Here is a 26,671-nt window from a genome sequence, read left to right as displayed (position 1 = left end):
ATCAGGTTCATTGCAACAGATACTAGAAACCACCCGCCGAACTTGCTCCTGGTAGCAAGATCACGGGGGATACAGGGGTTGAGGGACATGCTCCGTCGGGCTGAACCCCGCGGGCGGACTCGGACTCGGACCCGGCCCTGGACCCCCATCCCAGCTGTCCGAACTCCTTCGTCGCGGCTGTTGCGCCGGCAGAGGACGCCGGCCAGATGGGCGTCAGGGAAGGACATCCCGTGTGCGTGAGCGGCCCTGTGCCGGGAACCATTCACACCACGGGGACGTTCTTCCCACCAGGGGGAGACCCGTAGTTCGGTCCACGAGATTTGAGGATGGTTCGCGATGCCACTGCTGATTGTGCTGGCACTGATGGCTCTGCCGTTCCTTGAGGTGGGCCTGATGATCTGGGTCGGCGGTCAGATCGGCGTCCCGTGGACCCTGGCCGCCCTGGCCTCGCTGATGATCCTGGGCGTGGCCGTGCTGCGCCGCACCGGCCGGGCCTTCCGCGAGGTCATCGAGCAGGCCGACGAGGCGATGCGCACCGGAGAGCAGCCCCGCAAGGGTCTGCTCGACCCGCTGATGCTCATGGCCGGCGGCATCCTGCTGGTCATCCCGGGTTTCCTCACCGCGGCCGTCGGCCTGCTCCTGGCCACCCCGCTCACCCGGCCGGCCCTGCGCTGGGTGTTTGCTGGCTGGGCGGTCCGCCGGATGAAGAAGATGCAGGAACGCGTGAACGAGGAGTACGCCGCCCGCGGCGCCACCATCCCGGGCCAGAGCCCCTTCGGCCCCGGTGGCCCGGCGGGTTCCGGCATGCCCGGAAACCCCTTCGGCCCCAACCCTGGAGGCTCTGCCCAGGGCGGCCCCACCTCGGGCCCGTCCGACCAGGACAGCCCCACCCCGAACCGCGGCCGCGTCATCCGGGGCCAGTTCGAACCCGAAGAGGACGACAGGAACTGATTTCCCGGCTCCCGGGGCGTGCACGCCCTCAGCGGAACCGAGGCCCGCCGCGGATCACTCCACGGCGGGCCTCGTTCTGTGCTAGGTGCGGGCGATGCGGCCCAGCCACTCGGTGAGCAGGGAGAGCTCGGCCGGGGAGAAGCGGTCGGTCATCGCTTCGATCCCGGTCTGGAGGGCGATGGCCTGGGCCGCCGCGCCCCCGGCCGGGGCGGTCTCGCCCGAGTCGGTGTCCTCCGACCCGGTGGTGATCGCGGCCAGGACGGCCTCCCTGGTGCGCGGGGAGAGTTCGGGGTCGCGCTCGTCCTCCGGTGTGCCGATCAGAAGGAGGACGACACCGCTGTTGGCCGCCTGGCCCATCTGCGCGGCCAGTTCGGGGTCCACGGCCAGACGCCCCTGCTCGGCGATCCGCCTGATCAGCCCGCGCAGCAGCGAGGCGGCCTCACGGGCGGCCTGCGGCTCGTGCCCTGGGGCGGGGGCACCGTACATCAGCTTGTACAGCTCGGGGTTGGCCAGCCCGAACTCCACGTGGGTGTCCCAGCCCGCGCGCAGGTCGGCCACCGGGTCCGGGCCCGGCGGGTGCGTGGCCTTGATCTTCAGGTAGGCGTCGAAGGCGTGGGCGGTGACGGCGTCGAGCAGCCCGGCCATGTCCCCGAAGATCCGGTAGATCGTGGGAGGTTGCACCCCGGCGGCCTGGCTCACGGCCCGGGTGGAGACGGCTTCGCGCCCCTCCGCGGCCAGCAGCTCCGCGGCCGCCGTGATGATCCGTTCCCTGGTCGTGGCCCTGCTGTCCGACCTGCTGTCCGACCTGCTGCCCGGCCGGTCCTCCGGTCTGCTCTCCGCGCTCATGTTATCGACGATAACAGAAAAGTGTTTCCATTGATCGATATCAGTGCTAACGTTGTGGCGTTATCACTGGAAACGCGGGCTGTTCGGCAGCTCGCGGAGAGGGGAAACACCATGCGTCACCGCACCCTGGGCACCACCGGACCCGCCGTCGCCGAGCTCGGCCTCGGCACCATGGGCATGTCCGACCTGTACGGTCCGGCCGACGAGACCGAGAGCGTCGCCACCATCCACGCCGCGATGGACGCGGGGATCAACCTCCTCGACACCGGCGACTTCTACGGCGAGGGCCACAACGAACTGCTCATCCGCGAGGCCCTGCGCACCCGTGACCGCGACGACGCCGTCATCAGCGTGAAGTTCGGGGTTCGCAAGGACCCCACCGGCGCGTTCCAGCACGCCCCCTTCGACACCACCCCGGCCGGAGTGAAGGACCGGCTCGCCTACACGCTGCGCCGCCTGGGCACCGACCACGTCGACATCTACCGGCCCGCCCGCCTCAACCCGGACGTGCCGATCGAGGACACCGTCGGCGCCATCGCCGAGATGGTCCAGGCCGGGTACGTCCGCCACATCGGCCTGTCCGAGGTCGGGGCCGACACCCTGCGCCGGGCCGCCGCGGTCCACCCGATCGCGGACCTGCAGATCGAGTACTCGCTGGTCTCCCGCGGTATCGAAGCCGCCATCCTGCCCACCGCCCGGGAACTCGGGGTCGGGATCACCGCCTACGGGGTCCTCTCCCGCGGCCTGCTTTCGGGCCACTGGAACCCCGAGCGCGAGCTCACCGCCGGGGACTTCCGGGGGATCAGCCCGCGCTTCCAGGGCGAGAACCTGACCGCCAACCTGCGCCTGGTCGAGGCGCTGCGCGAGGTGGCCGAGTCCCTGGACGCCACCGTCGCCCAGGTCGCCATCGCCTGGGTGGCCTCCCGGGGCACGGACATCGTCCCGCTCGTGGGCGCCCGCCGCCGCGACCGGCTCACCGAGTCCCTGGAAGCCACGCAGATCGCTCTGTCCCCGGCCGACCTGGCCGCCATTGAAGCCGCGGTCCCACAGGAAGAGGTCGCGGGAGAGCGCTACGCCAGCTTCCTGATGGCCTCGCTCGACAGCGAACCCGCCGCCTCCTGAACCAACTCTTGAGCCCTCGGGCTCCGAGCCCCTGGGTCCTGACTCTCCCGAGTTCCCGAAGCCTCGAAACCACGGAGGCGGGCCCGCTCAGCCGTTCCCGGCGGGCGGGCCCGGTCCGGGGGAGTCGGGGTAGTCGGTTTTGGTGGGATCGCCGCCATCGGGCTCCGGCCCGGGAGGGGAGACGTAGGCGCCCACGATGCGGGCGATGACGGTGGCCAGGAACAGGGTGCCGATCACGGCCTCGCAGACGGCCAACGAGCGTGCCCACGCCCCCAGCGGAACCATGTCGCCGTATCCCAGGGTGACCAGGGTGACGAAGCTCAGATAGTTGAGGTCCTGCCAGGTCACCGGTGCGTTCGGTTCGAGGGAGTTCTCGAACCCGCCCGGCCACAGCGCCTCCATCAGGCCGAACAGGGCCCCGAACAGCCCACCCAGCAGGAGGTAGACACAGATCGCCGCCATGATCAACTGTGGGCCGTGGCTGCTCCGGTGCCGCTGTCCGTAGGTGAAGACGAACGTCAGCAGCGCCAGGATCAGGTAGCCCTGGAACAGCACGATGGCGGAGAAGAGTCCGAGCCGGGCCATCGGGGCCTCAGGGTTGAACGCGGCCCAGAACCCGGAGGCCAGGAACACCACCGAGAACACCGCCACGGGGAGCAGACGCTTCCCCGGCGGCAGGACCACGCGTAGACCCAGGAAGGCCACCAACGGGTACAGGAGTGTGTACGCCAGTGCCCACACCTGCCCGTTCAGGGTCAGCGGGTAGGCGAAATGCAACAGCACGGCGGCGGCCAGGAACCAGGCCAGGGACCGCGACAGCCCGGGGCGACCACGCATACCCGTTCCCCCGCCTCCTCCGCTACGACTCCACCGGTCGCAGGGAGGTTAGCCCGGCAGCCGGCGCGACCGGGCGAGGCACAGGAGTTGTTTGCGCGACCTTGGGACGCACACGATGCCCGTATAACCCCTGACCTGGAAGCATTCCCAAGGAGTGGCATCATCACGGCCTCCACCCTCAGCCGTGCCCATTGCGGCGCTGGAGGCCGACCAGGAACCATCCGCGTACTCCAGGGGGACATCCCATGCCCGGCCACCGTTTCCACTGTTTCTGTAGCCCGGATCTCCGCGGCCCCGGTTTCCGGGACCCCGATCTCCACAACCCCACCGCCCGGGAGGTGTCATGACCCCGCCGCGCGAGGGACGGACCGGTGTCGCCGGTCCCGCGATCCCGCTCCAGGCCACCCCGGCCGACCGGGAACGGGGCGAGATCGGACCCGAAGCCGCCGACATCCTCCTCACCGTCAACGGCGCGACCCACCGCGTCCGACTCGAACCCCGAGTCAGCCTGCTGGACGCCCTACGCGAGCGCCTGGACATCACCGGCCCCAAGAAGGGCTGTAACCAGGGCGCGTGCGGCGCCTGCACGGTGTGGGTGGACGGCCGCCGCGTGGTCGCCTGCCTCACCCTCGCGGTCGCCTGCGAAGGCCACGAGGTCACCACCGTGGAGGGCCTGGCCGACGGGGACGACCTGCACCCGATGCAGCAGGCCTTCGTCGACAACGACGCCTTCCAGTGCGGTTACTGCACACCAGGCCAGCTCATGTCGGCCGTCGCCCTCATGAAGGAGGGGCACGACGGCGACGACGCAGAGGTAGCCGAGTGGATGAGCGGCAACATCTGCCGCTGCGCCGCCTACCCCAACATCCGCAAGGCCATCTGCCAGGTCCGCGATGCCGGGGACGGCCGAACCGGAAAGGGAGGGGAGGCCTGATGCGTTCCTTCGCCTACTCCCGCGCCTCGGACATGGACTCCGCCATCGCCGACGTCTCCGCCGACCCCACCAGCGAATACCTGGCGGGCGGCACGACCGAGGTCGACATGCTGCGGATCGGCGTGGTCCGCCCGCGCCGCGTCGTGGACATCAACGACCTGCCCATCGCCGCCATCGAGGAGCTTGCCGACGGCGGTATCCGACTGGGCGGGCTGTCCCGGATGAGCGACGTCGCCGCGCACCCGGTCGTCCGCGAACGCTACCCGATGGTCTCGGAGTCCCTGGAGAAGGGGGCCTCCGCCCAGCTGCGCAACATGGCTTCCATGGGCGGAAACCTCATGCAGAAGGTCCGCTGCTCCTACTTCCGCGACGGCGACCGGGCCTGCAACAAGCGCGAACGGGGCAGCGGCTGTGCGGCCATCGAGGGCGTCAACCGCACCCACGCGGTCCTGGGCACCAGCGACTACTGCATCGCCACCCACCCGTCCGACGTGGCCGTGGCCCTGACCGCCCTGGACGCGGTCATCCGCCTGCGCGGCCCCGAAGGGGAGCGCACGGTCGCCTTCGACGACTTCTTCCTGCTCCCGGGCGACACACCCGACCTGGAGCACCCGATCGGGCACGGCGAGCTCATCACCGCGATCGACCTGCCCGCCCTGCCCATGGCACGCACCTCCCACTACCTGAAGGTGCGCGACCGTGAATCCTACGAGTTCGCCCTGACCTCCGCCGCCGTCGCGCTCAGCATGGAGGGCGACACCGTCACCGAGGTCCGGATGGGCCTGGGCGGCGCCGCCACCAAACCCTGGCGGGCCCGGCGCGCCGAACAGATGCTCCTTGGCGCCACCGCCGAACCCGAGGCGTTCGCGCGTGCCGCCGCGGCCGAACTCTCCGACGCCGTTCCGCGGAGCATGAACGGATTCAAGATCGAGCTGGCCCAGCGCACCATGGTCCGCGCCCTCACCGAGGTCGCCTCGCGGACCCGAGGAGGGACGGTATGAGTATCCCACCGCAGATCGGCCGGAACCTGCCCCGGGTCGACGCGCACGCCAAGGTCACCGGAGCCGCACGCTACTCCGCCGAACACCACCCGTCCGGAACCGTGCACGCCGTACTGGTGTGCTCGGAGGTACCGAGCGGCCGGATCACCGACATCGACAGCACGCGGGCCCTCGCGGCCGAGGGCGTCCTGGCGGTGCTCAGTCACCTGAACCTGCCCAGGGTCGCGGCGCAGCCGCACCTGATCCCGTCCCTGGCCGGTACCACCGCGCACGGGCAGAGCTTCTTCCCGATGCAGGACGACCGGATCCACTATGCGGGCCAGCCGGTCGCCATGGTCGTCGCCGACACCCTGGAACGGGCCGAGCACGCCGCCGAACTCGTCGAGGTGAGCTACGCCGAGGAGCCCTGGGTCACCACCATCGACCAGGGCCGAGGGCAGGCCTACGAGGCCGAACGCATCTTCGGCGGCTTCGTCCCCGGCCGCATGGACCGCGGCGACGTCGAACAGGGCATGGCCCAGGCCCAGGTGGTGCTGGAGAACACCCACCACTTCGCGGCCAACCACCACAACCCGATCGAACCCTCCGCGGCCACCGCCGTGTGGGACGACCACAAGCTCACCATCCACGACACCACCCAGGGGCCGACCGCCACCCGGCTCACCGTCGCCGAACTGCTGGGCATCCCGCCCTCGGACGTACGGGTGATCGCCGAGTTCGTCGGCGGCAGCTTCGGCGGCAAGGCGATGATCTGGGCGCACCCCACCCTGGCGGCGATGGCCGCCCAGCACGTGCGCGCCCCGGTCACCCTCGCCCTGACCAGGACCCAGACGTTCAGCAACACCGGCCACCGGGAGGAACAGGAACACACCCTGACCCTGGGCGCGCGCCTGGACGGCACCCTGACCGCCCTCCGCTACCGCAAGCTCTCGCCCACCTCCCACTACGACGACTGGGCCGAGCCGTCGCTGGGCCCCGCCGCACAGCTCTACGCCTGCCCGAACTTCGAGGGCGTCTACAGCCTGTTCCGGTCCAACACGATGACCCCGACGTTCATGCGCGCGCCCGGTGAGGGCACCGGAGCGTTCGTCATCGAGACGGCCATGGACGAGCTCGCCCACGAACTGGGCATCGACCCGATCGAACTCCGGCTGCGCAACCACGCCGACACCGACCCCGAGAGCGGGAACCCCTGGTCCAGCAAGGGGCTCAAAGAGTGCTACGCGCGCGGCGCCGAACTCTTCGGCTGGGCCTCGCGCGACCCGCGCCCGGTCCAGGGCGCCCGCCGGGACGGCAACTGGCTTCTGGGCACCGGGATGGCCAGCGCCATCTACCCGGTGTACGGCATCATGAACCCGCAGCGCGCCCGCGCCCGGGTCTACGCCGACGGTCGGGCCGTCCTCGAGACCGGCTGCTCCGACATCGGCACCGGGGCCGGAACCATCCTGCGCCAGGTCGGGGCCGAGGGCCTGGGCCTGACCGCCGAGTCCGTCACCGTCCACTACGGCGACACCGAACTGCCCAACACGGTCGCCGCGGTCGGTTCCGCGGGAGCCGGCGCGATCAGCGCGGCCGTCCACGTCGCCGCGGTCAAGCTGCGCGACCAGCTCATCGCGCAGGCCGTCGCCGACGAGGGTTCCCCGCTGCACGGCGCGGACCCCGGTCAGATCCAGGTCTCCGACGGGCGCATGTCCCTGCGCGGCGCCCCGGGGACGGGGGAGACCTACGGCGAGATGCTGGGCCGCAACATGACCTTCGACGCCGAGGCCGTGGGGGAGTGGCACCCGCCGGGCCCCGACAGCGGCTACGGCACGGGCACCTTCGGCGCCCAGTTCGCGGAGGTCGCCGTCGACCCGGACCTCGGCCTGGTCCGGGTGCGCCGGATGACCGGGGTGTTCGCCCCCGGGCGGGTGCTCAACCCCAGGACCGCGCGCAGCCAGCTCATGGGCGGCATGCTGTGGGGCCTGGGGCAGGCGCTGCTGGAGGCCACCCACATGGAACCCAACCAGGGGCGCTGGGCCAACCCGAGCCTGGGCGAGTACCTGCTGCCGGTGAACGCCGACGCCCCGGAGGTGGTGGTGGAGACCATCGAGGTCGAGGACCGGGTAGTCAACCCGCTCGGGGTCAAGGGCGTGGGCGAGATCGGCCAGGTCGGGGCCGCGGCGGCGATCGCCAACGCGATCTTCCACGCCACCGGTCGCCGGTTCCGCGACCTGCCCATCACCGTCGAGTCGGTGATGGAGCCCGCCTGATATGTCCGCACGAGAGAGCGAGGGGGACGCGGCCGCGACAGGCGGGCCGCGTCCCGGTCCGGGCACAGGTTCTGGTGTCGGTTCGGGGCGCTCTGGGAACGACGCGGGATCCGGCCCGGCCGAGGAGCCGGTGACCGTGGTGTTCACCTGGAACGTCACCCCGGGCCGGGAGCAGGAGTTCGAGGAGTGGCTGCACCGGGTCAACCAGGTGGCGGCCGATTTCCCCGGACACCAGGGGGTCACCTGGATCGCCCCGGACGACCCCGGCGGCCACTACCACGCCCTGCTGCGGTTCTCGGGCAGCCGGGCCCTGGAGGCGTGGCTGGGTTCACCCGAACGCGCCAGGACCATCGCCGAACTGGAGGGCATCGCCGCCGAGGCCGACCGCAGGGTGCACACCACCGGCATGGAGACCTGGTTCAGTCTGCCGAGGACCGCCGTCCGGCCGCCGCCGAAGTGGAAGATGGCGCTGGTGTCCTTCACCGCCGTCTACCCGTGCGTGCTGCTGTTCACGGCCTTCGTGGCACCGCTGTTCCAGGACTGGCCGCTGCCGCTGCGGACGGTGGTGCTGCCGACCGTGATGGCGCCCCTGCTCACCTACGCCCTGATGCCGACGCTGAGCAGACTGCTGAGGTCCTGGCTCTACCCGGACTTGTGAGACCCACCCGAAGTACGACCAGATTCATCCGAGATTCATCCCAGACACGGAGACGGACATGAGTGTGAGCATCCCCGAGCCGGTGGCCTCGTTCATCGACAGGGTCAACGACCACGACGAACAGGGCTTCCTGGACGCCTTCACCACGGACGGGGTGGTGGACGACTGGGGGCGCGAGTTCCAGGGCCGCGACGCCATCAAACGCTGGAGCGACAAGGAGTTCATCGGAGCCCGGGGCGTCCTGACCGTCCAGTCGGCCGAACCCACCGGCGACGGCGTCACGGTGGTAGGCGACTGGCGCTCCAACTACGCCAACGGACTGAGCTCCTTCGCCTTCAGCGTCCAGGGCGACCAGATCACCCGCATGACCATCCGCGAGGGCTGACCCGGACCCAGGCCGGACGCAAGCGATGCCCTGGGGCGCTCCTCAGCGGTCTGAGGTCCGGTGCCGTCGCTTACCGGGGCCATCGATATCGACCCGGTGCTACAGCCGGTTCGAGGGTGGGCCGTAACCCTGACCAGGGGCGTTTCGGCCGACAGAATCAGCGACCGACGGCTCCTGATCGAAGTGATCAGTTTCGATCATCGGTATGCCCGTGCAGGCGGGCGCGGCGGGCCCGGATCTCCTCGGCGGAGGGGGACCGGGCCCGCCGTCGGCAGCCCCGGGCCCTGGCCGGGTTCGGCTGTTCGGGGTGGGATTCGGGGAGTCCCCGAGCGGGGGCTAAGGGGCGGTTGGGGGAGTTCTCCGGGGCAAGCCCCGATATCCTCCGGCTACACAGAGCGAAAGACTGGAGCCCTTACACAGCAGCCCCTCACGCTCGGCGACCCCCCCTGGAGTTCATCCATGCCCAAGCGACCTGGACTACTGCGAAGGATCGTCCTGTGGACGGTCGCGGTGGTGGCAGTGCTCGCCCTCATGCTCACCGGTACCGGGATCTGGGTGTACTCGGCCCTACGAGTCACCAACGTCGGTGAGCTCTCCTTCACCAACGAACTACACGTGCCACCCGAGCTGGAACCCGTCATCGACGAGGACGGGCGTAAGCGCTTCGATCTCACCATGCAGGAGGGGACCAGCGAGTTCCTTCCCGGGCAGGAGACCGCCACCTGGGGTGTGAACGGGGCCTACCTCGGCCCGACGATGCGCCTGGAGCGCGGGGACGACGTGGCCATGGACGTCACCAACGACCTGCCCGAGACGTCCACCCTGCACTGGCACGGCATGCGGGTGCCCGCCGCCATGGACGGAGGCCCGCATCAGCAGATCGAACCGGGGCAGGTGTGGTCCCCGGAGTGGACCGTCGATCAACCCGCGGCCAGCCTCTGGTACCACCCCCACCTGCACGGGGCCACCGCCGAGCACGTGTACCGGGGCGTGGCCGGGATGATCATCGTGGAGGACGACGACGTCACCGGGGTGCTGCCCAGCGACTACGGGGTGGACGACCTTCCCCTCCTGGTCCAGGACCGCTCCTTCCGATCCGACGGTGAGCTCGACCTGAACGCGACGGGGCCGTTGTGGATGCAGGCCACCTACGGGCTGATGGGCGATCAGATCCTGGTCAACGGCACCCACGACCCCTACTTCGAGGTGGAGAGCGAACGAGTGCGGCTTCGCGTGCTCAACGGCTCCAATACGCGCTCGATGAACTTCGGCTTCGACGACGACCGCGCCTTCCAACTGGTGGGCACCGACACCGGGCTCCTGCCCGCGCCGGTGGAGTTGGACCGAATCCGCCTCTCACCGGGGGAGCGGGCGGAGATCGTCGTCGACTTCAGCCCCGGCGACGACGTCGTGCTGCGCAGCTACGCCCCGAAGCAGGCCGGGAGCTTCGCCGAGGACCGGCTGGCCGGGGCCGACGACGAGTTCGACATCCTGCGCCTGACAGCGGCCGGCGAGCTCACACCCGGTGAACCCGTTCCCGCGGAGCTGGCCACCACCCCCGAGATCACCCCGCCCGAGGACGCCACCGAACGCGTCTTCACGCTCGGCGGCACCGCGCACATCAACGGCGCCTCCATGGAGATGTCCCGGATCGACGAGGTGGTCCCGGCGGGCGCCACCGAGATCTGGACCATCGAGAACCCGAGCGTCGTGCACAACTTCCACATCCATGACGTGGCCTTCCGGGTCCTGGACATCGACGGCGCCGAACCCCCACCGGAGCTGACCGGACGCAAGGACACCGTCTACGTGGCGCCCAACACCTCGGTTCGGATCGCGGTGGAGTTCGGAGAGCACGTCGACCCCGAGGCGCCGTACATGTACCACTGCCACCTACTGGAACACGAGGACCAGGGAATGATGGGCCAGTTCCTGGTGGTCGAACCCGGCACGGAGGACGAGGTCTCGCGCGACCTGGGGATCGATGCGGGCCACGGCCACGCGGGCGGGCACGGCGGCCACTGAGACGTGATCAAGTCCGATCGTCGGTGCGCCCGTGCAGGCGGGCGTGCAGGGCCCGGATCTCCTCGGCGAAGGAGGGGACCGGGCCCGCCACCGGCAGCCCCGGGGCCACCTCGGTGATCGGCAGCGGTCGCACCGGACCGGGTACGACGCCCCACTCCGCCAGCCAGGAGCCCAGCTGCTCGGAGGAGCTGGCGTACACGATCCGGCCCAGCCCCACCCAGGCGTGCGCGGCCGAGCACATCGGGCAGTGCTCGCCCGAGGTGTACACCGTCGACGCCGCGCGGTCGGCGGGGGAGAGGTTCTCGGCGGCCCAACGGGCGATCGCGAACTCCGGGTGCCGGGTGGCGTCGCCACCGGCAACGTGGTTGTGGTCCTCGAACAGCACTTTCCCGTCCGCGGCGACCAGCACCGAACCGAACGGCTCGTCGCCCTTGTCCAGCGCCTGCGCGGCCAGGTCCACCGCGCGCCGCAGATGCCGCAGATCGGTCTCGTCCACCATCGTCTGCCCCTTCGATCCGAGTTCGGCGCCACCGTACCGCGCGCGCCCGCCGCGCCCCGGTAAATCCCTGTCCGGGAGCCAGAGGGCACCGCTACGCTGCCGCCCATGGACATCAGCATTCGCGCCTATGCCCCCGAGGACCGGGAGGCCGTGGTCGGCCTGGCCCTGCGTGCCTGGGAACCCGTACACGCCTCGATGGAGAAGGTGCTGGGCACCGAGATCTACGCCCTGACCGTGGGGGACTGGCGCAGGACCCAGACCCGGGACGTCCAGGCCGACCTGGACGCCGAGGAGACCCGGGCGTGGGTGGCGGTGACCGACCGGATTGCCGGGTTCGCCACCGTCAAGCTCGACCACAAGGAGAGCACCGGGGAACTGCACATGCTCGCGGTCGACCCCGACCAGCAGGAGCGGGGCGTGGGTGCGGCGCTCATCCGGTTCGCCGAGGAGTACATGCGCGCGGAGGGGATGAAGGCCGCCCTGATCAGCACAGGCGGCGACCCGGGCCACGCCCCTGCCCGCGCCGCCTACGAGAGCGCGGGTTACACCGGGTTGCCCGTGGTCAACTACTTCAAGGCTCTCTGAACCGAGCGGCTGCCCGGAGACGGCCGGCAGCGTCGACGCTGTGTGGATTGGTGTCGGGGTGGTCGGCGTCGCCGGGGCCGGGATGCTCTTCCTCGGTGAGTCGGCCTCACCGGGACGGCTGCTCAGTCTGGCCGCGATCGTGGTCGGGGTCGCGGGCCTGCACCTCGTGGGCGGCTGAGGGTCCGGCGGCTGAGGGCCCGGTGGTCGAGGTGCGAGTGGTTCCCGGGCCCGGCTCCCCGGCCACCGGGCGGCGGCGTCCGGCACGCATGCCGTTGGCGATGACCACCACCTCCGCCACCTCGTGCACCAAGACCACTGCCGCCAACCCCAGCACCCCGAACAGCGCCAGCGGCATCAGGCCGACGATGATGGCCAGCGACAGCCCGATGCTCTGCCACATCACCACCCGTGCGCGGCGGGCGTGGGCCAGCACCCGGGGCAGGTTGCGCAGGTCCTCGCCCATCAGGGCGACATCGGCGGTCTCCACGGCCACGTCGGTGCCCATCGCACCCATGGCCACACCCAGGTCGGCACTGGCCAGGGCCGGGGCGTCGTTGACCCCGTCGCCGACCATCACCACCTGGCCGCTGACCCGTAGTTCACCGACCACCCGGGCCTTGTCCTCGGGGAGCAGCCCGGCGTGGACCTCGTCCGCGTCGATCCCCGCCTCGGCGGCCAGGGCCTCGGCCGTGGCGCGGTGGTCCCCGGTCAGCATCGCCACCCGGTAACCGGAGCGGCGCAGTTCGGCGACCACACCGGCGGCCTCGGGGCGGAGTTCGTCGCGGACGGCGATCGCACCGGCCACCGCACCCGCCTCCTCCACCAGGACCACGGTCGCGCCCGCGCCCAGGAGCCGTTCCACCGCGCTTTCGAGGGTCCCGGGGGCAACCCAGCCGGGGCGCCCGAGTCGCACCGCCAGGCCGTCCACCCGCCCGGTCAGGCCGGACCCGGGTACGGCCCGGACGTCCTCGGCAGGGACGGGTGAGGGATGGGCGGCCAGGACGGCGCGGGCCAGCGGGTGTTCGCTGCGGGCCTCCAGAGCGGCGGCCAACTCCAGCACACGCGCACGGGTGTATCCGGGTGCGGTGGCGACCTCGACGACGGAGGGTTCGTTGCGGGTCAGGGTTCCGGTCTTGTCCAGGGCAACCACACCGGCCCGGCCCATCGCCTCCAGCGCCGCACCGCCCTTGACCAGGGCGCCCTGGCGGGAGGCGGCACCGATCGCGGCGACCACGGTCACCGGGACGGAGATGGCCAGAGCGCAGGGGGAGGCCGCGACCAGCACGACCAGCGCCCGTTCGATCCAGGTCAGCGGGTCGCCGAACAGCGAGCCGAGCACCGCCACCAAGGCGGCGGCGATCATCACCCCGGGCACCAGGGGGCGGGCGACCCGGTCGGCCAACCTCTGGCCCCGACCCTTGCGCGCCTGCTCGGCCTCCACGATCCGCACCACGCGCGCCAGGGAGTTGTCCTCGGCGGTGGCGGTCACGGTGACCTCCAGCGGTCCGGTGCCGTTGACCGATCCGGCGTACACCTCCTCCCCTGGGCCGACCTCCACCGGCACCGACTCCCCGGTGACGGCGGAGGTGTCCAGGCTGGTGTGTCCTTCGGCGACCACGCCGTCGGTGGCCAGTCGTTCACCGGGGCGCAAGACGAGCCTCTGGCCGGGGCGGAGCTCGTCGGGGGCCACGGTGAGCTCGACCCCCTCGCGCAGTACCGTCGCCCGGGCCGGGACCAGGTCCAGCAGGGCGCGTAGGCCGCGCCGGGTCCGGGCGACGGCGTACTCCTCCAGGCCCTCGGCGATGGTGAACAGCACGGCCAGCATCGCGGCCTCGCCGACCTCGCCCAGGGCCACGGCCCCGGCGGCGGCGAGGGTCATCAGGGTGCCGACCCCGATCCGGTTCCGGGCCGGACCCGACCGGAACAGGCGCCGCAGGGTCGAGGGGACGAACGTCCACGCGGCGACCACCAGCGCGGCGGACTTGAGCAGGAGCGCGATGCCCTCGGGCGCACCGAACCAGCCAGCGGCGTACCCGGCCAGCAGCAGGGGTGCGGCGACGGCGGCGAACCGCATCTCACCGACCTGCCAGAGCCGGGTGGGCCCTTCGGGGGCGGCTGCTTCGGTGGAGGGGTTGGCGGAGGCAGGGGAGCCACCACCGCAGCAGGCGTCACTCATCACGCACCGCCGCACCGGTTCCGCCCACCGCGTCCGTTCGTTCAGTCGCGGTCGCGCTGTCGGTTCCGTAGGTGGGGCACAGCGCCACCGCGTTACCGGTCGCGGCCAGCAGGGTCTCCGCCGCGGCGAGCAGATCCAGCAGCTCGGGACGGCTCAGTGAGTAGAACACCTGCCGTCCCTGCGGGCGCCCGTCCACCAGTCCGCAGTCGCGCAGGCAGGACACGTGTTTGGAGACCGTGGACTGGGCCAGGCCCAGCTGTTCCACGAGGTCGGTCACGCGGGCCTCGCCCCGGGCCAGGCGCTGCACGATCGCGAGCCGGGTGCTGTCGGAGAGGCTGTGGAAGAGGGCCTCGGCCGCGTCCAGTCCGGAGCCCGCGCAGGCCCCCTCCACACCGTCATCATTATCCATCGCCATATGGCGATCATATTCAGTTCTGGCGATGAATCAAAGGGGAGGCATCATCGGACCGCGGACTTAGGCGGGCATCGCCTCAGACCCCAGTCACCTCACCGGGCTCCCGGGAAGCGGTCGCCGCGCGGCTTGTCGCCAGAGTCTGGGAGATCTTCGCCGCCAACCGGGCCGAGGGCACATCGGTGTGCGGACGCCAGGCGAGGACTCCGCCGGCTCCGTCCCCGGTGGGCACCGTCGCCGCGGTCGCCCGGTACAGGTACAGGAAGGCGAAGTGCTCGTGCTCGGGCTCGCCCCGCTCCGGATCCTCCGGGATCCGGAAGGTGTCCAGGTCCAACGGGAGCGGGTCCGCCGCGGGCTCGACCTGCTCGGGCACCAGCCCCGTCGCCTCAGTCAGACGGCTCAGCGACGCCTCGCCCAACGCGCCGTCCTCAGCGGTCAGGTGCCCGCCCGGCAACAACCAGGGCCCCCGGTCACCCTCCCGGACCATCAGCACGCGCCAACACGGGTCGAGCACCACGGCCCCCGCGGTCACGTGCCCGACACGGAACTCCTTGGGCGAGGAGAGCTCGTGCTCGCCGTCCAGCGCCCGCAGCAAGGGACCGGCCGCGTCGACTTCCTTCGGGAAGCGCTCCAGATAGCCGTCCAGCACGGCGCGGATGTGCGTGTTCGGGATGCTCAATGTGGCTCCTGTCGATCCAGACACGTGGCGCCCCCAGCATCGCGGCTCGGTAGCCGCCCTGAACAGCTCCCACGCTGACCAGTGACGAGGTGGTCACAGAATCTGCACTTCCCGCGAGCTTCCCCGACAAAAGGACCCGCCCCGGAACCGAAACGTTCCGTGGCGGGTCCCTTGCGTCCAGGTCAGGAGTGACCCGGGGTCAGGACAGGTGACCAGCGGCCTCCCGTTCCCTGGCCTCCTTCTCATCGGCCCGGGCCTGCGATCTGGCCAGCATCCGGTCGTCCACGACGCGGATGACCGTGATCGCCGCGATCGCCACCCCCGCCACGGCGAGACCGGTCAGGACCTTGGTCGGGTCGCTCACGTCCAGTTCGAAGAACCACTGCCCCCACGGCGTCACCATCGCCAGGGTCAGCAGCCCCACCATGGAACCGACCAGCAGCACCTTCCACCACACGTACGGCTTGGCCACCAGCAGCAGGACCCACAGTGTGGTCGCGCACAACGTGATCACCACCGCCGTGCGGTCCGCGGGGTCGGGCACCGTCCGCCCGCCCAGCACCAACAGGTAGGTCGTCACCGCCGCCAACCCCGCCACCATGCCCGACGGGATCGCCAACCGCAGCGTGCGCAGCACGAACCCCGGCCGGGCGATGTCGGTGTTGGGCGCCAGAGCCAGGAAGAACGACGGGATACCGAAGGTCACCGCGTTGATCAGCGTCGCGTGCCGCGGGAAGAAGGGGTAGGCCACGGCCAGCAGGCCCACGATGATCGCGAGCGTCATCGTGTACACGGTCTTGGTCAGGAACAGGCCGGCCACCCGCTCGATGTTGCCGATCACCCGGCGGCCCTCGGCCACCACCCGGGGCAGCACCGCGAACCTGTTGTCCAACAGCACCAGCTGGGCCACCGAGCGCGAGGCCGGGCTGCCCGAGCCCATCGCCACACCGATGTCGGCCTCCTTCAGCGCGAGCACGTCGTTGACCCCGTCACCGGTCATCGCCACCGTGTGCCCGCGCTCGCGCAGGCCCCGCACCATGTCCCGCTTGCGTTCGGGGGTCACCCGCCCGAAAGCCGAGTGGTCCTCCACCTCGCGGGCCAGCTTCTCGTCGTCCTCGGGCAGATCCCGGGCGTCCAACGGCCGGTCGGCCCCGTCCATGCACAGCTCACGGCCGACCGCGCCGACCGAGGCGGCGTGGTCGCCGGAGACGATCTTGACGTCCACGCCCTGCTCGGAGAAGTAGTCCAGGGTCGGCCCGGCGTCCTCACGCACCCGCTGGTCCAGCACCACCAGGGACACCGGCTCCACACTTCCGGGGGCGGCGTCCTCGTCCACCCGGACCGAGGCCCGCGCCAGCAGCAGGACCCGCAGGCCCTGCGCGCCCAGGCGGGCGGCCTCGGCGGCGGCGGGGGAGTCCGGTTCGGCGAGGACGTCGGCGGCGCCGAGCACCCAGTGCTGCTCGCCGGAGGGCGTCATCAGGCTGGCGCCGCTCCACTTGCGGGCGGAGGAGAAGGGGGCCAGCGCGGTCACGGTCCAGCCCGGTGCCTGCTGCCCGCCGGCCGCGCAGCCCTCGGCGATCGCGACCATGCTCGGGTTCGGGTCGGGGTCACTGGCGGCCAGCGCGGCCAGCACCCGGGTCGGGGAGACCAGCGTCGGAACCCGCCCGGCACGGCTGTCCGCGCTGCTACCGGTGCTGCTGTCGGCGCTGCCATTGGCGCCGTTGCCGTTACCGTTCCCGTTGCTGTGAGCGCTCGCAACCGGATCAGCGCCCTCGTGCGGCCGGCCACCGCCCAGGTCGCGGATCTCCGTCAGCCTCATGCCGACCTCGGTGAGCGTGCCGGTCTTGTCCGTGCACACCACGTCCACCCGGGCCAGCCCTTCGATCGCGGGCAGCTCCTGCACCAGGCACTTGTGGCGGCCCAACCGGATCACCCCGACCGCGAACGCGATGCTCGTCAGCAGGATGAGCCCCTCGGGGATCATCGACACCAGCGCCGCCACCATGCCGCGCAGGGCGTCGGCCAACGGCCCCGAGATCCCCCCGGAGACCGGTTGGTCCAACGCGACGTGCCCGTTCATGAACAGCTGGCTGTAGATCAGCAGGCCGCCGATGGGGAACAGCGCGAACGTGATCCAGCGCAGAATGCTGTTGATCCCGGACCGCAGCTCCGACTGCACCAACGAGAACCGGCTCGCCTCCTCGGCCAGCCGCGCAGCGTACGCGTGGCGTCCCACCTTGGTGGCCCGGAAGCGCCCGGCCCCCGCCACCACGAAACTGCCCGACATCACCGTGTCCCCGGGCTGTTTGAGCACCGGGTCGGCCTCACCGGTCAGCAGGGACTCGTCGACCTCTAGCCCACCGGCCCAGGTCACGACACCGTCCACGACGATCTGGTCGCCGACACCGACCTCCAGGACCTCGTCCAGGACGATCTCCTGGGTGGCCACCCGCACCGTCTCACCGTCGCGCACCACCCGCGGGCGCGCCGCGTTCACGATCGCGAGCTTGTCCAGGGTGCGCTTGGCCCGCAGCTCCTGGACGATGCCGATCAGTGTGTTGATCACGATGACCAGCGCGAACAGCCCGTCCTGGACCGGGCCGATCACCGCGATGATCGCGAATAGCACGGCGATCATCGCGTTGATGCGGGTGAAGACGTTGCCCCGGATGATCTGCCCGACGCTGCGGCTCGCCCGGACGGGGACGTCGTTGGTCCGCCCGGCCGCGATGCGCTCGGCCACCTCCTCCCGCGACAACCCCGGTTCAGGGGGCGGCCCCATGAGAGCTGACCGGACCGGTGCCGGGTCGGTCGCAGTCGGGGTCGGACCTCGTTCGGTCCGATCGGCTTCTTCGGGCACGGATGACTCCTGGTCGGGCAAGGAAGGCGAACAGGGGCCGGGCCGACGAAACCCCCGCTCAGCCGGGCCCCAACGTCAATGCAAACAAGACTAGGGAGAATCCAGACTAGAAGAGCCACCCGCCGTGGCGCCCGGGCGCGGAGCACCCTCTTCATCTGGGGGCCAGCACTACCCGGACCTGTGATCGCGCCCCACACGGGCGCGAACGCCGTCCGCGTCGTAGAGTCCTTGCCAAGGGACCTTGAACGCATGGGAGACAGGATGTGTACGGTCATCGTCGGCTTCGACCCGCAGGCCAGGACACCGCTGGTCGTCGCCGCACTCAGGGACGAGATGCGCTCACGTCCCTGGGACTGGCCCGCACGGCACTGGCCGGAGCGCCCGCAGCTCATCGGCGGCCGCGACCGCCTGGCCGGAGGCACCTGGCTCGCCGTCGACCCCCAACGCGAACGCATGGCCGCGCTGCTCAACGGCTGGCCCTGGGACGGCACGATGCCCTGGGAGGGCACCTACCCGGCCAGCCGGGGCGACCTGCCCCTCAAGACCCTGAGCAACCAGAACCGCGACGCCCTGGCCGGTGAGGACCCCACCCGCTACGCCCCCTTCCACCTCCTGGACGCGGACGCGCACAGCGCCGCCCTGTACAGCTGGGACGGCCGGTGCCTGGACACCCGAGCCCTGCCCCGAGGCGTCACCACCCTGGTCAACACGGGCCTCAACCCCGCCGACCCCCGTTCGGCCCGCCACACCCCGGAGTTCGATCGCACCCGCCCCGACCCGGACCTGTCCACGGCCCGCACGGTCAAGGAGATCTGGGGGGAGTGGCCGGGCCTGATCACCAGGGCCGCCAACTCCGAACCCCGCTCAGCAGGAACGACCCCGGGCGGAGACCCCTCAGCCCTGATCGCCCACGCCGATTTGGGGAACGGAGAGGTCTGGGCCACGGGCTCGATCACCCTGATCGCCCTGGACCGAGACGTGGTTCGCTACGCCTTCACGGACACCCCAGCGGTCCTGGAGTCCTGGCAGCTGATCGACACCTGAGCAGGGAAGGCGGAGGCGAGGGCTGCGGGGTCGGTGGGGGTGGCTCCTTCGCGGACGTACTGGACGATGACCGTGCTCCTCTGGTGACGTACTCCCACACCAGACGTTGCGCACCTGCCCCCACTGGGTCGGGCGAGCTAGACACAGCTACGCGTCTGGAGCTGTGTGGGTCGCAGGAAGTGAACGAGAACCTGGCGGTGACCACCGTGGTCGGAACGTTCGAGGAACGGGCTACCCGGCGCGGTGAGGACATCGAGGTGTCCCGGGACGTCACGGAGGACTTCCTGGCGGACAAGTGCAGGTAGGAATTCCTGCCCAGGTGCCCGTAATTGATCTGTTTTCCCACGCCACCCGGCAGACAGCAGATAGCGTCCCACCACTACTGTCCCTAGCCCAGGAGTCATGTTTTCTATGGAAGAGAAGCAACCGTGGTGGAAACGTCGGTGGGTGATCGTGGTCGGCGTGTTGCTTGGGATGGGGTTGATCGGTGGGGTCATCGAGGCGATCGGCGAAGATGAACCAGAACAGGTTGAAGTCGCCGAAGAGCAAATCTCAGAACCGGAGCGGGAATCAGAGCGAGAGGCCGCTGATCCCGAACCGGAGACGCAGGAGTGGGCAGAGGACGACATGGAGTACCTGCTCGCCGTCATAGACGCAGGTCACCGTCTTCCGTTGGACGACCTCAGCATCGAGGACTACTCCGAGGCGCTCGATGCAGTGGAGCCAAAGTGTGACCAGACCCGAACAGAGATCGGTGACATGGTTGCGCTCGCGTTGGTGCGGGTGGAAGACGCGGGGCGTTCGGACGAGTCGACCATGAGCCTGCTGGAGGCATTGGAAGAATCAGTGCCGGATGAACTGGCCCCTCGTGATTGCGCGGAACAGCTCGCCGCGATCTTGATCATGATGGGCGTCTGAGGCGCCCCGACCACCCGGTGATCGGGGCACTGTTCTGTGAGTGGGTGATCAGGCCAGCAGAGAAACCCGCTCGGCGAGTGTTCCTCCGCCCGGGTGTCCGCCCAGGTCGCCCAGGAGGGAGCGCAGACGCTGGTGTGTCGTGGCGCGCAGCGATCCTGGGGGGACCGTGTCCAACACGCTCTCCCCCAGGGCGACGGCATCTTCTGCCTGACGCTGGGATGCCTGGGCGCGGGCGTGAACGGTCACTGCTGCGGCCCAGCCCGGCGACCCGGAGCGCTTGAGGGAAGCAGAAGTGTGCGCGTGCTGAGCAGCCCGCACTGGGTCCTGTCCGAGCAGGGCCTCGGCCAGATGCAGCTCGAACTCTGCGCGATCGAACCCGAAGCGGCCGGGTTCGTCTTCGGCCCGGTCCATGTCCTGGCGGGCCCGGGCGGTGTGTGCGGCCAGGGCGGCGGTGTCGCCCAAGGCCGCCAACGGGCGCAGGCGGCACCAAGCGGTGATCTGCGCGGCGCGCAGCGGTGTGTTGGCGTGATGAGCGGCTCGATCAGCGAGTTCAAGGGCTTCGATCGGACGGCTTCGGGCCATGGTGACCATTGACTGGGCCCCCAATGCCCAGCTATTCAGGTGAGGGTCTCCGATTTGTTCTCCGACTCGGGCAGCAGTGCCCAGGTGAATGAGCGCTCCGGCGGGGTCAGCGGTGTGGTGGGCGAGGTTGCCCAGCAGGGCGGACATCCATCCCAGAACCCGGCGGGTATCCGGGCCAGTATGGGTCATCAGCAGGGAGCGGCAGCGCGCGACTTCCGCGGCCAGAACACGGGGTGGGAAGTCGCTGTAGCGTTGGGTGTAGAACTCCAGGGCTTGCTCGGCGAGGTCTCCCCGAGCGTCGTGGCCGTGCAGGGCGATGCTGTCGGCGACGGCGGTGAGCTCAGGGTACTCGGGGGGCATGTGGGGCTCCTGTCGCGGCTGCGGTATGGGGTGACCGTACCAACCGGGGCTGCCCGTGGGCAGGGGAAAACCCAACTGTGTCGGGGGGATCCCGTACACGCGGGCTAGAGCGTAGACGTACTCCGGGCCGGGGCGGGCGTGCCCGTGTTCCCACCGGCACAGCATGGCGGTGGTGAGCCCGGGCGGAGCCAGTCTGTCGGAGCGGTATATCTCGCCCACGGCTTCCACGACGTGGCGGCGGGACCAGCCGTAGGCGAGCCGCCAGGCCTCCAACGGAGTGATGGGAAGGGTGCGGGTGATCTGGTCGGTGATGGCGGGGACCGGGGCTCCGTGGCGTTGCTGGTCGGCTCGGATGCGGGAGGCCTCGCGGGCGAGCTGGGCACGGGTGGCTCTGCTGACCTTCACGTCGCTCTCCTGGGGGTCGGGTCGAGGACCATACCCGCACGGGAAGCTGCACAAGATTGCCTTTCGGGTCAATGTGCGCTCAGCACGGCCGCATTGATCCTCTCCGAGGGGCGGCGTTTGCTGGGTTCACAGCCCGGCACCACCCCGCCGGGAGACACGGAAGAGGTGACCGATGACCGCCATCGTGGACACGCCCACCACCCCAGCCACCATCCGCGACCCCCACAGCTTCGTCCGCCCTGAGGTGTGGGAGCGGCAGATCCTTCTGCTCACCCGCGACCACCCCTGGGACACCGTCATGGCCGAGCGGTGCTTCGGCCAAGCGGTGGCGTACCTGATCACCGCCATGGAGAGGTGGGGGCAGGGTCTGGAGATCGGGTGTGGGCCGCTCGTGGACATCGCCGTGCACGGGTTCATCCTGGACACGGTGAACTACCGGCAGTTCTGCACTACCCACTTCGACGGGAAGTTCCTGGAGCACGTGCCCGAGATCGCGTTCAAGTACGACGGCTCCGTGGAGCGCACCGCCCACATCATCGAGGCGAACGGGTTCACGGTGGACTGGCCGCTGTGGGACCGCGACGCCGCCAAGTGCACCCCCTGCCACCCGGGCAGCAACTGCCACTGAACCTGGCACCCATCACGAGGGGCCGGTACCGATTCGGTGCCGGCCCGTTCACGTGTTCCCCTGCCCCCACACAGCCGCCGTGGCTACCGTGGGTCGGAATCCTGCACACCCGACCCCAAGGACCACTCATGGCCAACCCGACCTCCACCGTGACCGAGTACTGGGACCGCTATGCCAGCGGCGTCTCCGCCGAATCCGACCTGGACACGGCGTTCGGGTGGACCCAGTGGGACGGTCACGGCCCCGGAAGGGAGCTGCTCGGGGATGCGGGCTCCGCGTTGGAGTTGGGTTGCGGCCGCGGGGTCGAGGTCGCGGCCCTGGCTCGGAGCGGGGTCAAGACGGAGGGTGTCGATGTCTCGCTCGTCCAGGTGGAGCAGGCGCGCGAGCAGTGGGAGCCGCTGGGGGCACGGTTCCATCATGGTGACGTAATCGAGTTTCTGCGCGGGACCGAGCAGCGGTGGGATGCGATCTACTCGGTGTGGGGCGCGGTGTGGTTCACCAACCCGCACGTGCTTCTGCCACTGGTGCGGGAGCGGTTGGAGCCGGGTGGACGGTTGGTGTTCTCCCATGCCGAACCGGTGCCTGGGTCGTCCGGCCCGCAGGGCATGTACGGGGGTGGGTTCAAGGGGCGGCGGGTGTGGCTGCACCAGTGGGCCGCCGCACCCGGGGAGTGGGAGGAACTCCTTCGTGCCGCAGGGTTCGAGCACGCCCAGGTGTGGGTGGAGCCAGCGCCCGAACTCGACTATGTCGGTACGCTCATCGGCGTAGCTCACCGGTAAGCCCTTGAGACACCGCCCAGCTCTGGGGAGGCCTGCCCGCCAGCGGAGGCAGACAGCCCTGGTGCTGGGGCACGCCCGTTGCTCTTTTAGGTCTTCACCTCCTTCGGAGCACGAGCCCGAACTGGCTCCGGGCTCCCGTGGACATATCCCTGAGTGTCTGTCGAGCGATCACGATCTCGTGCTCCATTCGTGTGCTCTTCAGCCCTCGCTCACGGATTGCGCGAAGCGGGGTGTCGTCACCGACCCCGGCGAGCAAGGCCCGCAGCTGGCCCACAGTCAGGGGTTTCTCGTGAGCCCCACGCACGTGGGGGTGGACATCCGACTTTTGTTGTTTGACGGGCGCTCTCATGCGCTGGGGCAGGGGTCCAGGAGGGAGAGCAGGTAGCCGGGGTTGGTGGCCTGGGTCAGGCCCTGGGTGGTGGCGACCCAGTAGGACTGTGAGTGTTCGCCCCACCAGATGAGGAGGTGGGGGTTGAGGGCCTGTAGGGCGGCGGCCTGCTGGTGTTCCTTTGCGAATTCGGTGCGCTGGCCGCCGATGATGGGCAGGTGGTGGGCGCGCAGGGTCCGGCAGGTGCGGTGGGTGCAGGAGTCGCAGGCCGGGCCTGGCGGGTGCTGGGAAGTCCTGCGCGGAGGACGGGTTGCGGGCATAGGGTGAGTCATCGATCCTGCTTTCTGAACATGTGAGTTCTGGGATTCGGGATTGCTGTGGGGCCTGGGAAGCGTGGCTGCGCTTTCCAGGCCCCTTTTTAGGTTCCCGAGGGGCCGGGGCCTGGGTGTGGCAGGTGCGGGGTCAGCTGTTGCGGGAGCGAGGGCAGTCGTGGTGGTGCCAGGGCTGGGGGAGGAGACCTCCCCGGGAGATCCAGGCGTGCAGGCGGGAGAAGGCCTCGTCAGCGGCGATCAGTGACCTGCGGGGGTCGATCTCGGGGCTTCGGGCCTCGCGCAGGATTTCTGAGAGGGTGTCGAATTTGGTGTCGGCTCGCTCTTGGCGGGTGTGCGGTGGGAACTGGTCGTCTTCGGTGTTCACGGGTGTCCTTGCGTGGATTGGTTGGTCGGGGGCCGGACCCGGGTTCGGTTGTGTCCGGCCCCTGCGGGAGGCCGTTAGCGGTCTGCGGTGAGGTCGAAGACGACCTGCATGGTGGTGCTCTTGATGCGCTGGCCGTCCCAGTCCCAGGAGAAGTCCCAGTAGACGGAGAGCTTTTCGACGACGGCCAGCCCGGAGCGGGGGTCGCGCGCATTCAGGCGCGGGTAGTCGATGGTGTTGGCTTCCAGCGGGCCCTGGTCGGTGACGAACAGGTGGGGGAGCAGGTGGCGGCTCTGGTCCAGGACGACGCGGACGGTGCCGCCGGGCAGGCCGGAGCGGCTGTGCTGGTGTGAGTTCTCGACCAGCAGGCGAGCGACCTTGGACAGGCGCGCTCCGTGGGAGGGAAGGGCGCTGCGGCACCAGTTGGTCAGGGGGCGGTAGTCGCGGGTGTGGTCGAGGAGGATGCCGTGCTGGGTGGGGTGTTCGAGCCTGAGCCTGCGCGGGTAGCGGTCCTGTGGTGCTGGTGGGCGTTGCTGGGTACCATTCATGCGTCTTCACCTCGGTATGTTCGGGGTGGGATCCTAGCTCCGGGGCCGCTCTCGACTTCGACCCCGGAGCTTTTTGTCGGGTGTGGAGCGCACCGTGCAAGAACCGGGCCTCCGAACGCGCTCGCTTGCCTGCTCATGAACAAGAAGTCGCTGTTCGGTCAAGCTGCCCTTCGAGTGCTCTTCACACTTCGATTTGGTGCGGTCGCTGTGAGACAGAATGCCCGCCGAGTTGGGTGTCTCAAAGAATTCGAGTGGATGTCGAGATTACTTGTGCCAAGGTGAGATTGGGTTGGTATTCTGTCTCACATGGGCCGCCCTCCCCAGCAAAAAATGGTAACCCCGTTCCAGGAGTGCCTCGTGAGGTTGCGTAGTTCAACGCGGATTACGCAGCGACAGCTCGCCAACCGAAGTGGTACATCACACGCCAGTGTCAATCGATGGGAACTCGGCAAGGGTACGCCCAAAAGAGACAATGTGGAAATTTTGGGGCGTGCGCTTGAGACGGAAGGGGTTCCGAATGCCACCAAACTGCTCCTGGCAGCTCTTCGGCGCACCTTGGAGGGAACTGGCCTTCCTGAGTGGGCTCAAGATCTCGAATCGATCGAGCGGAGCGCGCGTCACGTCACGATCGTCACGCCAGCGATGGTGCCTGGCTACCTCCAGTGCCCGGCTTTGGCAGAGGCGATCTTTCGTGCAGGGATGCCCGGGGCTTCGGCTGCGGAAATCGGGCGTTTGGTTGACCTGCGCACGGAGCGCCTTGGTACGCTGTCCGACTTGAGTGTGACGGCGATTTTTCCAGCAGCGGCGATCACCTGCTTGCCTGAGTCACTTCGCCGTGAACAAGCGGCCCATCTCATAAAATGGGCCGAATCTGGACGAGTCGCGATCCACCTTGTTCCCGAGGGGTCGGCCTTGCTGGTGCCCGCCAGCCCCTTGATGCTCTTCCGGCTGGTCACTGGAGACATCGCTGCCGTCAGCGATCATGCGGACGGTAACGTGGTACACGACGAATCCCACCACGACCGGCTTACCGGTGAGGTGACATGGGCTTTGGCTGCGTCGCTCCCGGTGGCACTTTCGCTGGACGTACTTAGGAAGCTGGCATGAGCACAACCGCCGCATGGCATAAGTCAAGCTACAGCGCCAACGGCGCAAACTGTGTGGAGGTCTCAGAGGGCCAAGTCACCGGTATCCGCGACACCCAGAACCGTGAGGCGGGGCACCTCTCGGTGTCCGGTACCGAGTGGACGGCTCTGCTGGGTGCGGTGGCCTCCGCCGAGTAGCCGAACAAAGGAACGTCCCCCGCCAGTGCAGTTGGCGGGGGACGTTCCTTTGTTCCTGGTCAGGGTATACCGGTGGCCGAACGATTTCCTAGGACCAAGGACCTCATGTGAGCGAAGCGCGGGTTTGGCGCAAGTCCAGCTACAGCAATGGCAGCGGCGGGCACTGTGTGGAGGTTTCGGAGGGTGCCGAGACTTGGGTTCGGGACACTCGAAACCGAGAGATGGGGTATTTGTCTGTTCCGGGTGCTGAATGGGTGTCCCTGATCAGAACGGCAGCGCTGTCGCGGTCGCGCTTCTGAACGAATTGTCAGTGCCTCCGGTTAGCGTTCGGGGCATGGCACAGCGAACGGTCTCCCAGAAGATGGGCGTCAAGGAAGGCAGCCGGGCTCACCTGGTGAACGTCCCCGCCTCCGTGCTCGACGCCCTGCGACTTCCCGAGCTGGAGCTTTCCGGGACGCTCTCGGGGAAGTTCGACTACCTGGATGTAGCGAGAGTGCCCCGGCCTTCAGATCGGGGGTGAATCGCGTTGCTCCTTGAGGGGGTGTCTGCGGCGCCATTCCTCCAGCGGATCGCCCTGCCACATGAGGGTGCGACCGAACCGGTCCGGTTCGGGGAAGTCGTCGTAGTCCCGGGCGTAGTAGTAGACCGTCCGCTCGGACACTCCGAGCAGTTCAGCGGCTTGTTTCGTCGTCAAGTACTCCATACCGAACAGCGTAGGGTAAAATTTACCCAAGAGAGTTGGGTAAAGGGGGTGGGTGTGAAGATCCAGCGTGGCATCAAGTACCGGCTGTACCCGACCCCCGAACAGGCCGAGGCCCTGGACAGGCAGGGGCATGCCGCCCGCGCCCTGTGGAACGCACTCCACGACTGGTGGACCATGG

At 69.5% G+C, this 26,671-nt stretch carries 31 protein-coding genes; 19 read left to right on the top strand and 12 right to left on the bottom strand.

Annotated elements, in window-relative coordinates; all coding sequences use genetic code 11:
• The first annotated feature begins 336 nt into the window (after positions 1–336).
• The gene (locus tag D457_RS0130820; protein WP_017584518.1) at positions 337–951 is read left to right on the top strand and encodes an FxsA family protein; all 615 of its coding nucleotides are present in this window, start codon (positions 337–339) and stop codon (positions 949–951) included.
• 81 nt (positions 952–1,032) lie between these two features.
• On the opposite strand, the gene D457_RS0130815 is transcribed toward D457_RS0130820, so the two are convergent.
• Positions 1,033–1,797 carry a TetR/AcrR family transcriptional regulator gene (locus tag D457_RS0130815; protein ID WP_017584517.1) on the bottom strand — a complete coding sequence of 255 codons (765 nt, stop codon included), beginning with the start codon at positions 1,795–1,797 and terminating at the stop codon, positions 1,033–1,035.
• A 111-nt stretch (positions 1,798–1,908) separates the two neighbouring features.
• On the opposite strand from D457_RS0130815, the gene D457_RS0130810 reads away from it, so the two are divergent.
• Positions 1,909–2,919, top strand: coding sequence for an aldo/keto reductase (locus tag D457_RS0130810; protein ID WP_017584516.1), 1,011 nt, complete (start codon positions 1,909–1,911; stop codon positions 2,917–2,919).
• Positions 2,920–3,006: 87 nt separating this feature from the next.
• Here D457_RS0130810 and D457_RS0130805 read toward each other — a convergent pair whose 3' ends face one another.
• On the bottom strand, positions 3,007–3,756 hold the full coding sequence (locus D457_RS0130805; protein WP_017584515.1) for a potassium channel family protein: 750 nt from the start codon (positions 3,754–3,756) through the stop codon (positions 3,007–3,009).
• A 343-nt stretch (positions 3,757–4,099) separates the two neighbouring features.
• Between D457_RS0130805 and D457_RS0130800 the strand changes: the two genes are divergently transcribed.
• The 6 genes from D457_RS0130800 (at position 4,100) to D457_RS0130775 (ending at position 11,011) form a co-directional block, all read left to right on the top strand.
• The gene (locus D457_RS0130800; RefSeq protein ID WP_017584514.1) at positions 4,100–4,690 is read left to right on the top strand and encodes a (2Fe-2S)-binding protein; all 591 of its coding nucleotides are present in this window, start codon (positions 4,100–4,102) and stop codon (positions 4,688–4,690) included.
• Positions 4,690–5,691, top strand: a complete 1,002-nt coding sequence (locus tag D457_RS0130795) for an FAD binding domain-containing protein (RefSeq protein ID WP_017584513.1) — start codon at positions 4,690–4,692, stop codon at positions 5,689–5,691. Before D457_RS0130800 ends, D457_RS0130795 begins: the two co-directional genes overlap by 1 nt.
• Positions 5,688–7,943, top strand: coding sequence for a xanthine dehydrogenase family protein molybdopterin-binding subunit (locus D457_RS0130790; protein ID WP_017584512.1), 2,256 nt, complete (start codon positions 5,688–5,690; stop codon positions 7,941–7,943). The genes D457_RS0130795 and D457_RS0130790 overlap by 4 nt, the downstream gene beginning before the upstream one ends.
• A gap of 1 nt (position 7,944) precedes the next feature.
• Positions 7,945–8,601 (top strand): antibiotic biosynthesis monooxygenase, encoded by a 657-nt coding sequence (locus tag D457_RS0130785; protein ID WP_083926911.1) that lies wholly within the window; start codon positions 7,945–7,947, stop codon positions 8,599–8,601.
• Positions 8,602–8,659: 58 nt separating this feature from the next.
• On the top strand, positions 8,660–8,986 hold the full coding sequence (locus D457_RS0130780) for a nuclear transport factor 2 family protein (protein WP_017584510.1): 327 nt from the start codon (positions 8,660–8,662) through the stop codon (positions 8,984–8,986).
• Between the two features lie 459 nt (positions 8,987–9,445).
• On the top strand, positions 9,446–11,011 hold the full coding sequence (locus D457_RS0130775; RefSeq protein ID WP_039832079.1) for a multicopper oxidase family protein: 1,566 nt from the start codon (positions 9,446–9,448) through the stop codon (positions 11,009–11,011).
• Positions 11,012–11,018: 7 nt separating this feature from the next.
• On the opposite strand, the gene D457_RS0130770 is transcribed toward D457_RS0130775, so the two are convergent.
• Entirely contained in the window at positions 11,019–11,510 is a 492-nt protein-coding gene (locus D457_RS0130770; protein ID WP_017584508.1) for a nucleoside deaminase, read from the bottom strand.
• A gap of 105 nt (positions 11,511–11,615) precedes the next feature.
• On the opposite strand from D457_RS0130770, the gene D457_RS0130765 reads away from it, so the two are divergent.
• Positions 11,616–12,095, top strand: a complete 480-nt coding sequence (locus D457_RS0130765) for a GNAT family N-acetyltransferase (protein ID WP_017584507.1) — start codon at positions 11,616–11,618, stop codon at positions 12,093–12,095.
• 106 nt (positions 12,096–12,201) lie between these two features.
• Here D457_RS0130765 and D457_RS0130760 read toward each other — a convergent pair whose 3' ends face one another.
• The 4 genes from D457_RS0130760 to D457_RS0130745 form a co-directional block, all read right to left on the bottom strand.
• Positions 12,202–14,271: a heavy metal translocating P-type ATPase gene (locus tag D457_RS0130760; RefSeq protein ID WP_017584506.1), complete on the bottom strand. Its 2,070-nt coding sequence runs from the start codon at positions 14,269–14,271 to the stop codon at positions 12,202–12,204.
• On the bottom strand, positions 14,264–14,680 hold the full coding sequence (locus tag D457_RS0130755; protein ID WP_449406558.1) for an ArsR/SmtB family transcription factor: 417 nt from the start codon (positions 14,678–14,680) through the stop codon (positions 14,264–14,266). Before D457_RS0130755 ends, D457_RS0130760 begins: the two co-directional genes overlap by 8 nt.
• Positions 14,681–14,762: 82 nt before the next feature.
• Complete coding sequence (locus D457_RS0130750) at positions 14,763–15,362, bottom strand: NUDIX domain-containing protein (protein ID WP_017584504.1); 600 nt, start codon at positions 15,360–15,362, stop codon at positions 14,763–14,765.
• 199 nt (positions 15,363–15,561) lie between these two features.
• Positions 15,562–18,144 carry an HAD-IC family P-type ATPase gene (locus tag D457_RS0130745; RefSeq protein WP_039832078.1) on the bottom strand — a complete coding sequence of 861 codons (2,583 nt, stop codon included), beginning with the start codon at positions 18,142–18,144 and terminating at the stop codon, positions 15,562–15,564.
• A 339-nt stretch (positions 18,145–18,483) separates the two neighbouring features.
• On the opposite strand from D457_RS0130745, the gene D457_RS0130740 reads away from it, so the two are divergent.
• From D457_RS0130740 to D457_RS0130730, 3 genes are all read left to right on the top strand, one after another.
• A complete protein-coding gene (locus tag D457_RS0130740) occupies positions 18,484–19,266 on the top strand; it encodes an NRDE family protein (RefSeq protein WP_017584502.1) in 783 nt (260 codons plus the stop codon).
• 179 nt (positions 19,267–19,445) lie between these two features.
• The gene (locus D457_RS37650; RefSeq protein ID WP_017584501.1) at positions 19,446–19,571 is read left to right on the top strand and encodes a hypothetical protein; all 126 of its coding nucleotides are present in this window, start codon (positions 19,446–19,448) and stop codon (positions 19,569–19,571) included.
• 106 nt (positions 19,572–19,677) lie between these two features.
• A complete protein-coding gene (locus tag D457_RS0130730; protein WP_152514434.1) occupies positions 19,678–20,184 on the top strand; it encodes a hypothetical protein in 507 nt (168 codons plus the stop codon).
• Positions 20,185–20,232: 48 nt separating this feature from the next.
• On the opposite strand, the gene D457_RS34345 is transcribed toward D457_RS0130730, so the two are convergent.
• Positions 20,233–21,531 (bottom strand): helix-turn-helix domain-containing protein, encoded by a 1,299-nt coding sequence (locus D457_RS34345; protein WP_017584499.1) that lies wholly within the window; start codon positions 21,529–21,531, stop codon positions 20,233–20,235.
• A 172-nt stretch (positions 21,532–21,703) separates the two neighbouring features.
• Between D457_RS34345 and D457_RS0130720 the strand changes: the two genes are divergently transcribed.
• A complete protein-coding gene (locus D457_RS0130720) occupies positions 21,704–22,159 on the top strand; it encodes a glycine-rich domain-containing protein (protein WP_017584498.1) in 456 nt (151 codons plus the stop codon).
• Between the two features lie 128 nt (positions 22,160–22,287).
• Positions 22,288–22,938, top strand: a complete 651-nt coding sequence (locus tag D457_RS0130715; protein WP_017584497.1) for a class I SAM-dependent DNA methyltransferase — start codon at positions 22,288–22,290, stop codon at positions 22,936–22,938.
• A gap of 345 nt (positions 22,939–23,283) precedes the next feature.
• On the opposite strand, the gene D457_RS0130705 is transcribed toward D457_RS0130715, so the two are convergent.
• The 3 genes from D457_RS0130705 to D457_RS34340 form a co-directional block, all read right to left on the bottom strand.
• Positions 23,284–23,586 (bottom strand): hypothetical protein, encoded by a 303-nt coding sequence (locus D457_RS0130705; RefSeq protein ID WP_017584495.1) that lies wholly within the window; start codon positions 23,584–23,586, stop codon positions 23,284–23,286.
• 142 nt (positions 23,587–23,728) lie between these two features.
• Entirely contained in the window at positions 23,729–23,962 is a 234-nt protein-coding gene (locus D457_RS33835) for a hypothetical protein (RefSeq protein ID WP_017584494.1), read from the bottom strand.
• 74 nt (positions 23,963–24,036) lie between these two features.
• On the bottom strand, positions 24,037–24,507 hold the full coding sequence (locus D457_RS34340; RefSeq protein ID WP_017584493.1) for an ATP-binding protein: 471 nt from the start codon (positions 24,505–24,507) through the stop codon (positions 24,037–24,039).
• 357 nt (positions 24,508–24,864) lie between these two features.
• Here D457_RS34340 and D457_RS35225 point away from each other — a divergent pair, with 357 nt between their 5' ends.
• The 4 genes from D457_RS35225 to D457_RS36070 all read left to right on the top strand — a co-directional run bounded on the left by D457_RS35225 (position 24,865) and on the right by D457_RS36070 (position 26,310).
• Positions 24,865–25,614: a helix-turn-helix domain-containing protein gene (locus D457_RS35225; protein WP_239646265.1), complete on the top strand. Its 750-nt coding sequence runs from the start codon at positions 24,865–24,867 to the stop codon at positions 25,612–25,614.
• Positions 25,611–25,790, top strand: coding sequence for a DUF397 domain-containing protein (locus D457_RS0130685; RefSeq protein ID WP_026117189.1), 180 nt, complete (start codon positions 25,611–25,613; stop codon positions 25,788–25,790). The genes D457_RS35225 and D457_RS0130685 overlap by 4 nt, the downstream gene beginning before the upstream one ends.
• 107 nt (positions 25,791–25,897) lie before the next feature.
• Entirely contained in the window at positions 25,898–26,089 is a 192-nt protein-coding gene (locus tag D457_RS35220; RefSeq protein WP_083926910.1) for a DUF397 domain-containing protein, read from the top strand.
• 35 nt (positions 26,090–26,124) lie between these two features.
• Positions 26,125–26,310, top strand: coding sequence for a hypothetical protein (locus D457_RS36070; RefSeq protein WP_152514431.1), 186 nt, complete (start codon positions 26,125–26,127; stop codon positions 26,308–26,310).
• On the opposite strand, the gene D457_RS0130680 is transcribed toward D457_RS36070, so the two are convergent.
• Positions 26,296–26,493 carry a helix-turn-helix transcriptional regulator gene (locus D457_RS0130680; RefSeq protein WP_017584490.1) on the bottom strand — a complete coding sequence of 66 codons (198 nt, stop codon included), beginning with the start codon at positions 26,491–26,493 and terminating at the stop codon, positions 26,296–26,298. The two genes, D457_RS36070 and D457_RS0130680, sit on opposite strands and share 15 nt — an antisense overlap.
• A gap of 48 nt (positions 26,494–26,541) precedes the next feature.
• On the opposite strand from D457_RS0130680, the gene D457_RS37645 reads away from it, so the two are divergent.
• A partial coding sequence (locus D457_RS37645; RefSeq protein WP_338043101.1) for a helix-turn-helix domain-containing protein occupies positions 26,542–26,671 on the top strand: 130 nt, incomplete at its 3' end.

It is taken from the genome of Nocardiopsis valliformis DSM 45023 (assembly GCF_000340985.1).
In the GTDB taxonomy this organism is placed as follows: Bacteria; Actinomycetota; Actinomycetes; order Streptosporangiales; family Streptosporangiaceae; genus Nocardiopsis; species Nocardiopsis exhalans.
Note: the sequence above shows the minus strand (reverse complement) of the source record. Positions and strands in the feature narration are given on the sequence as shown.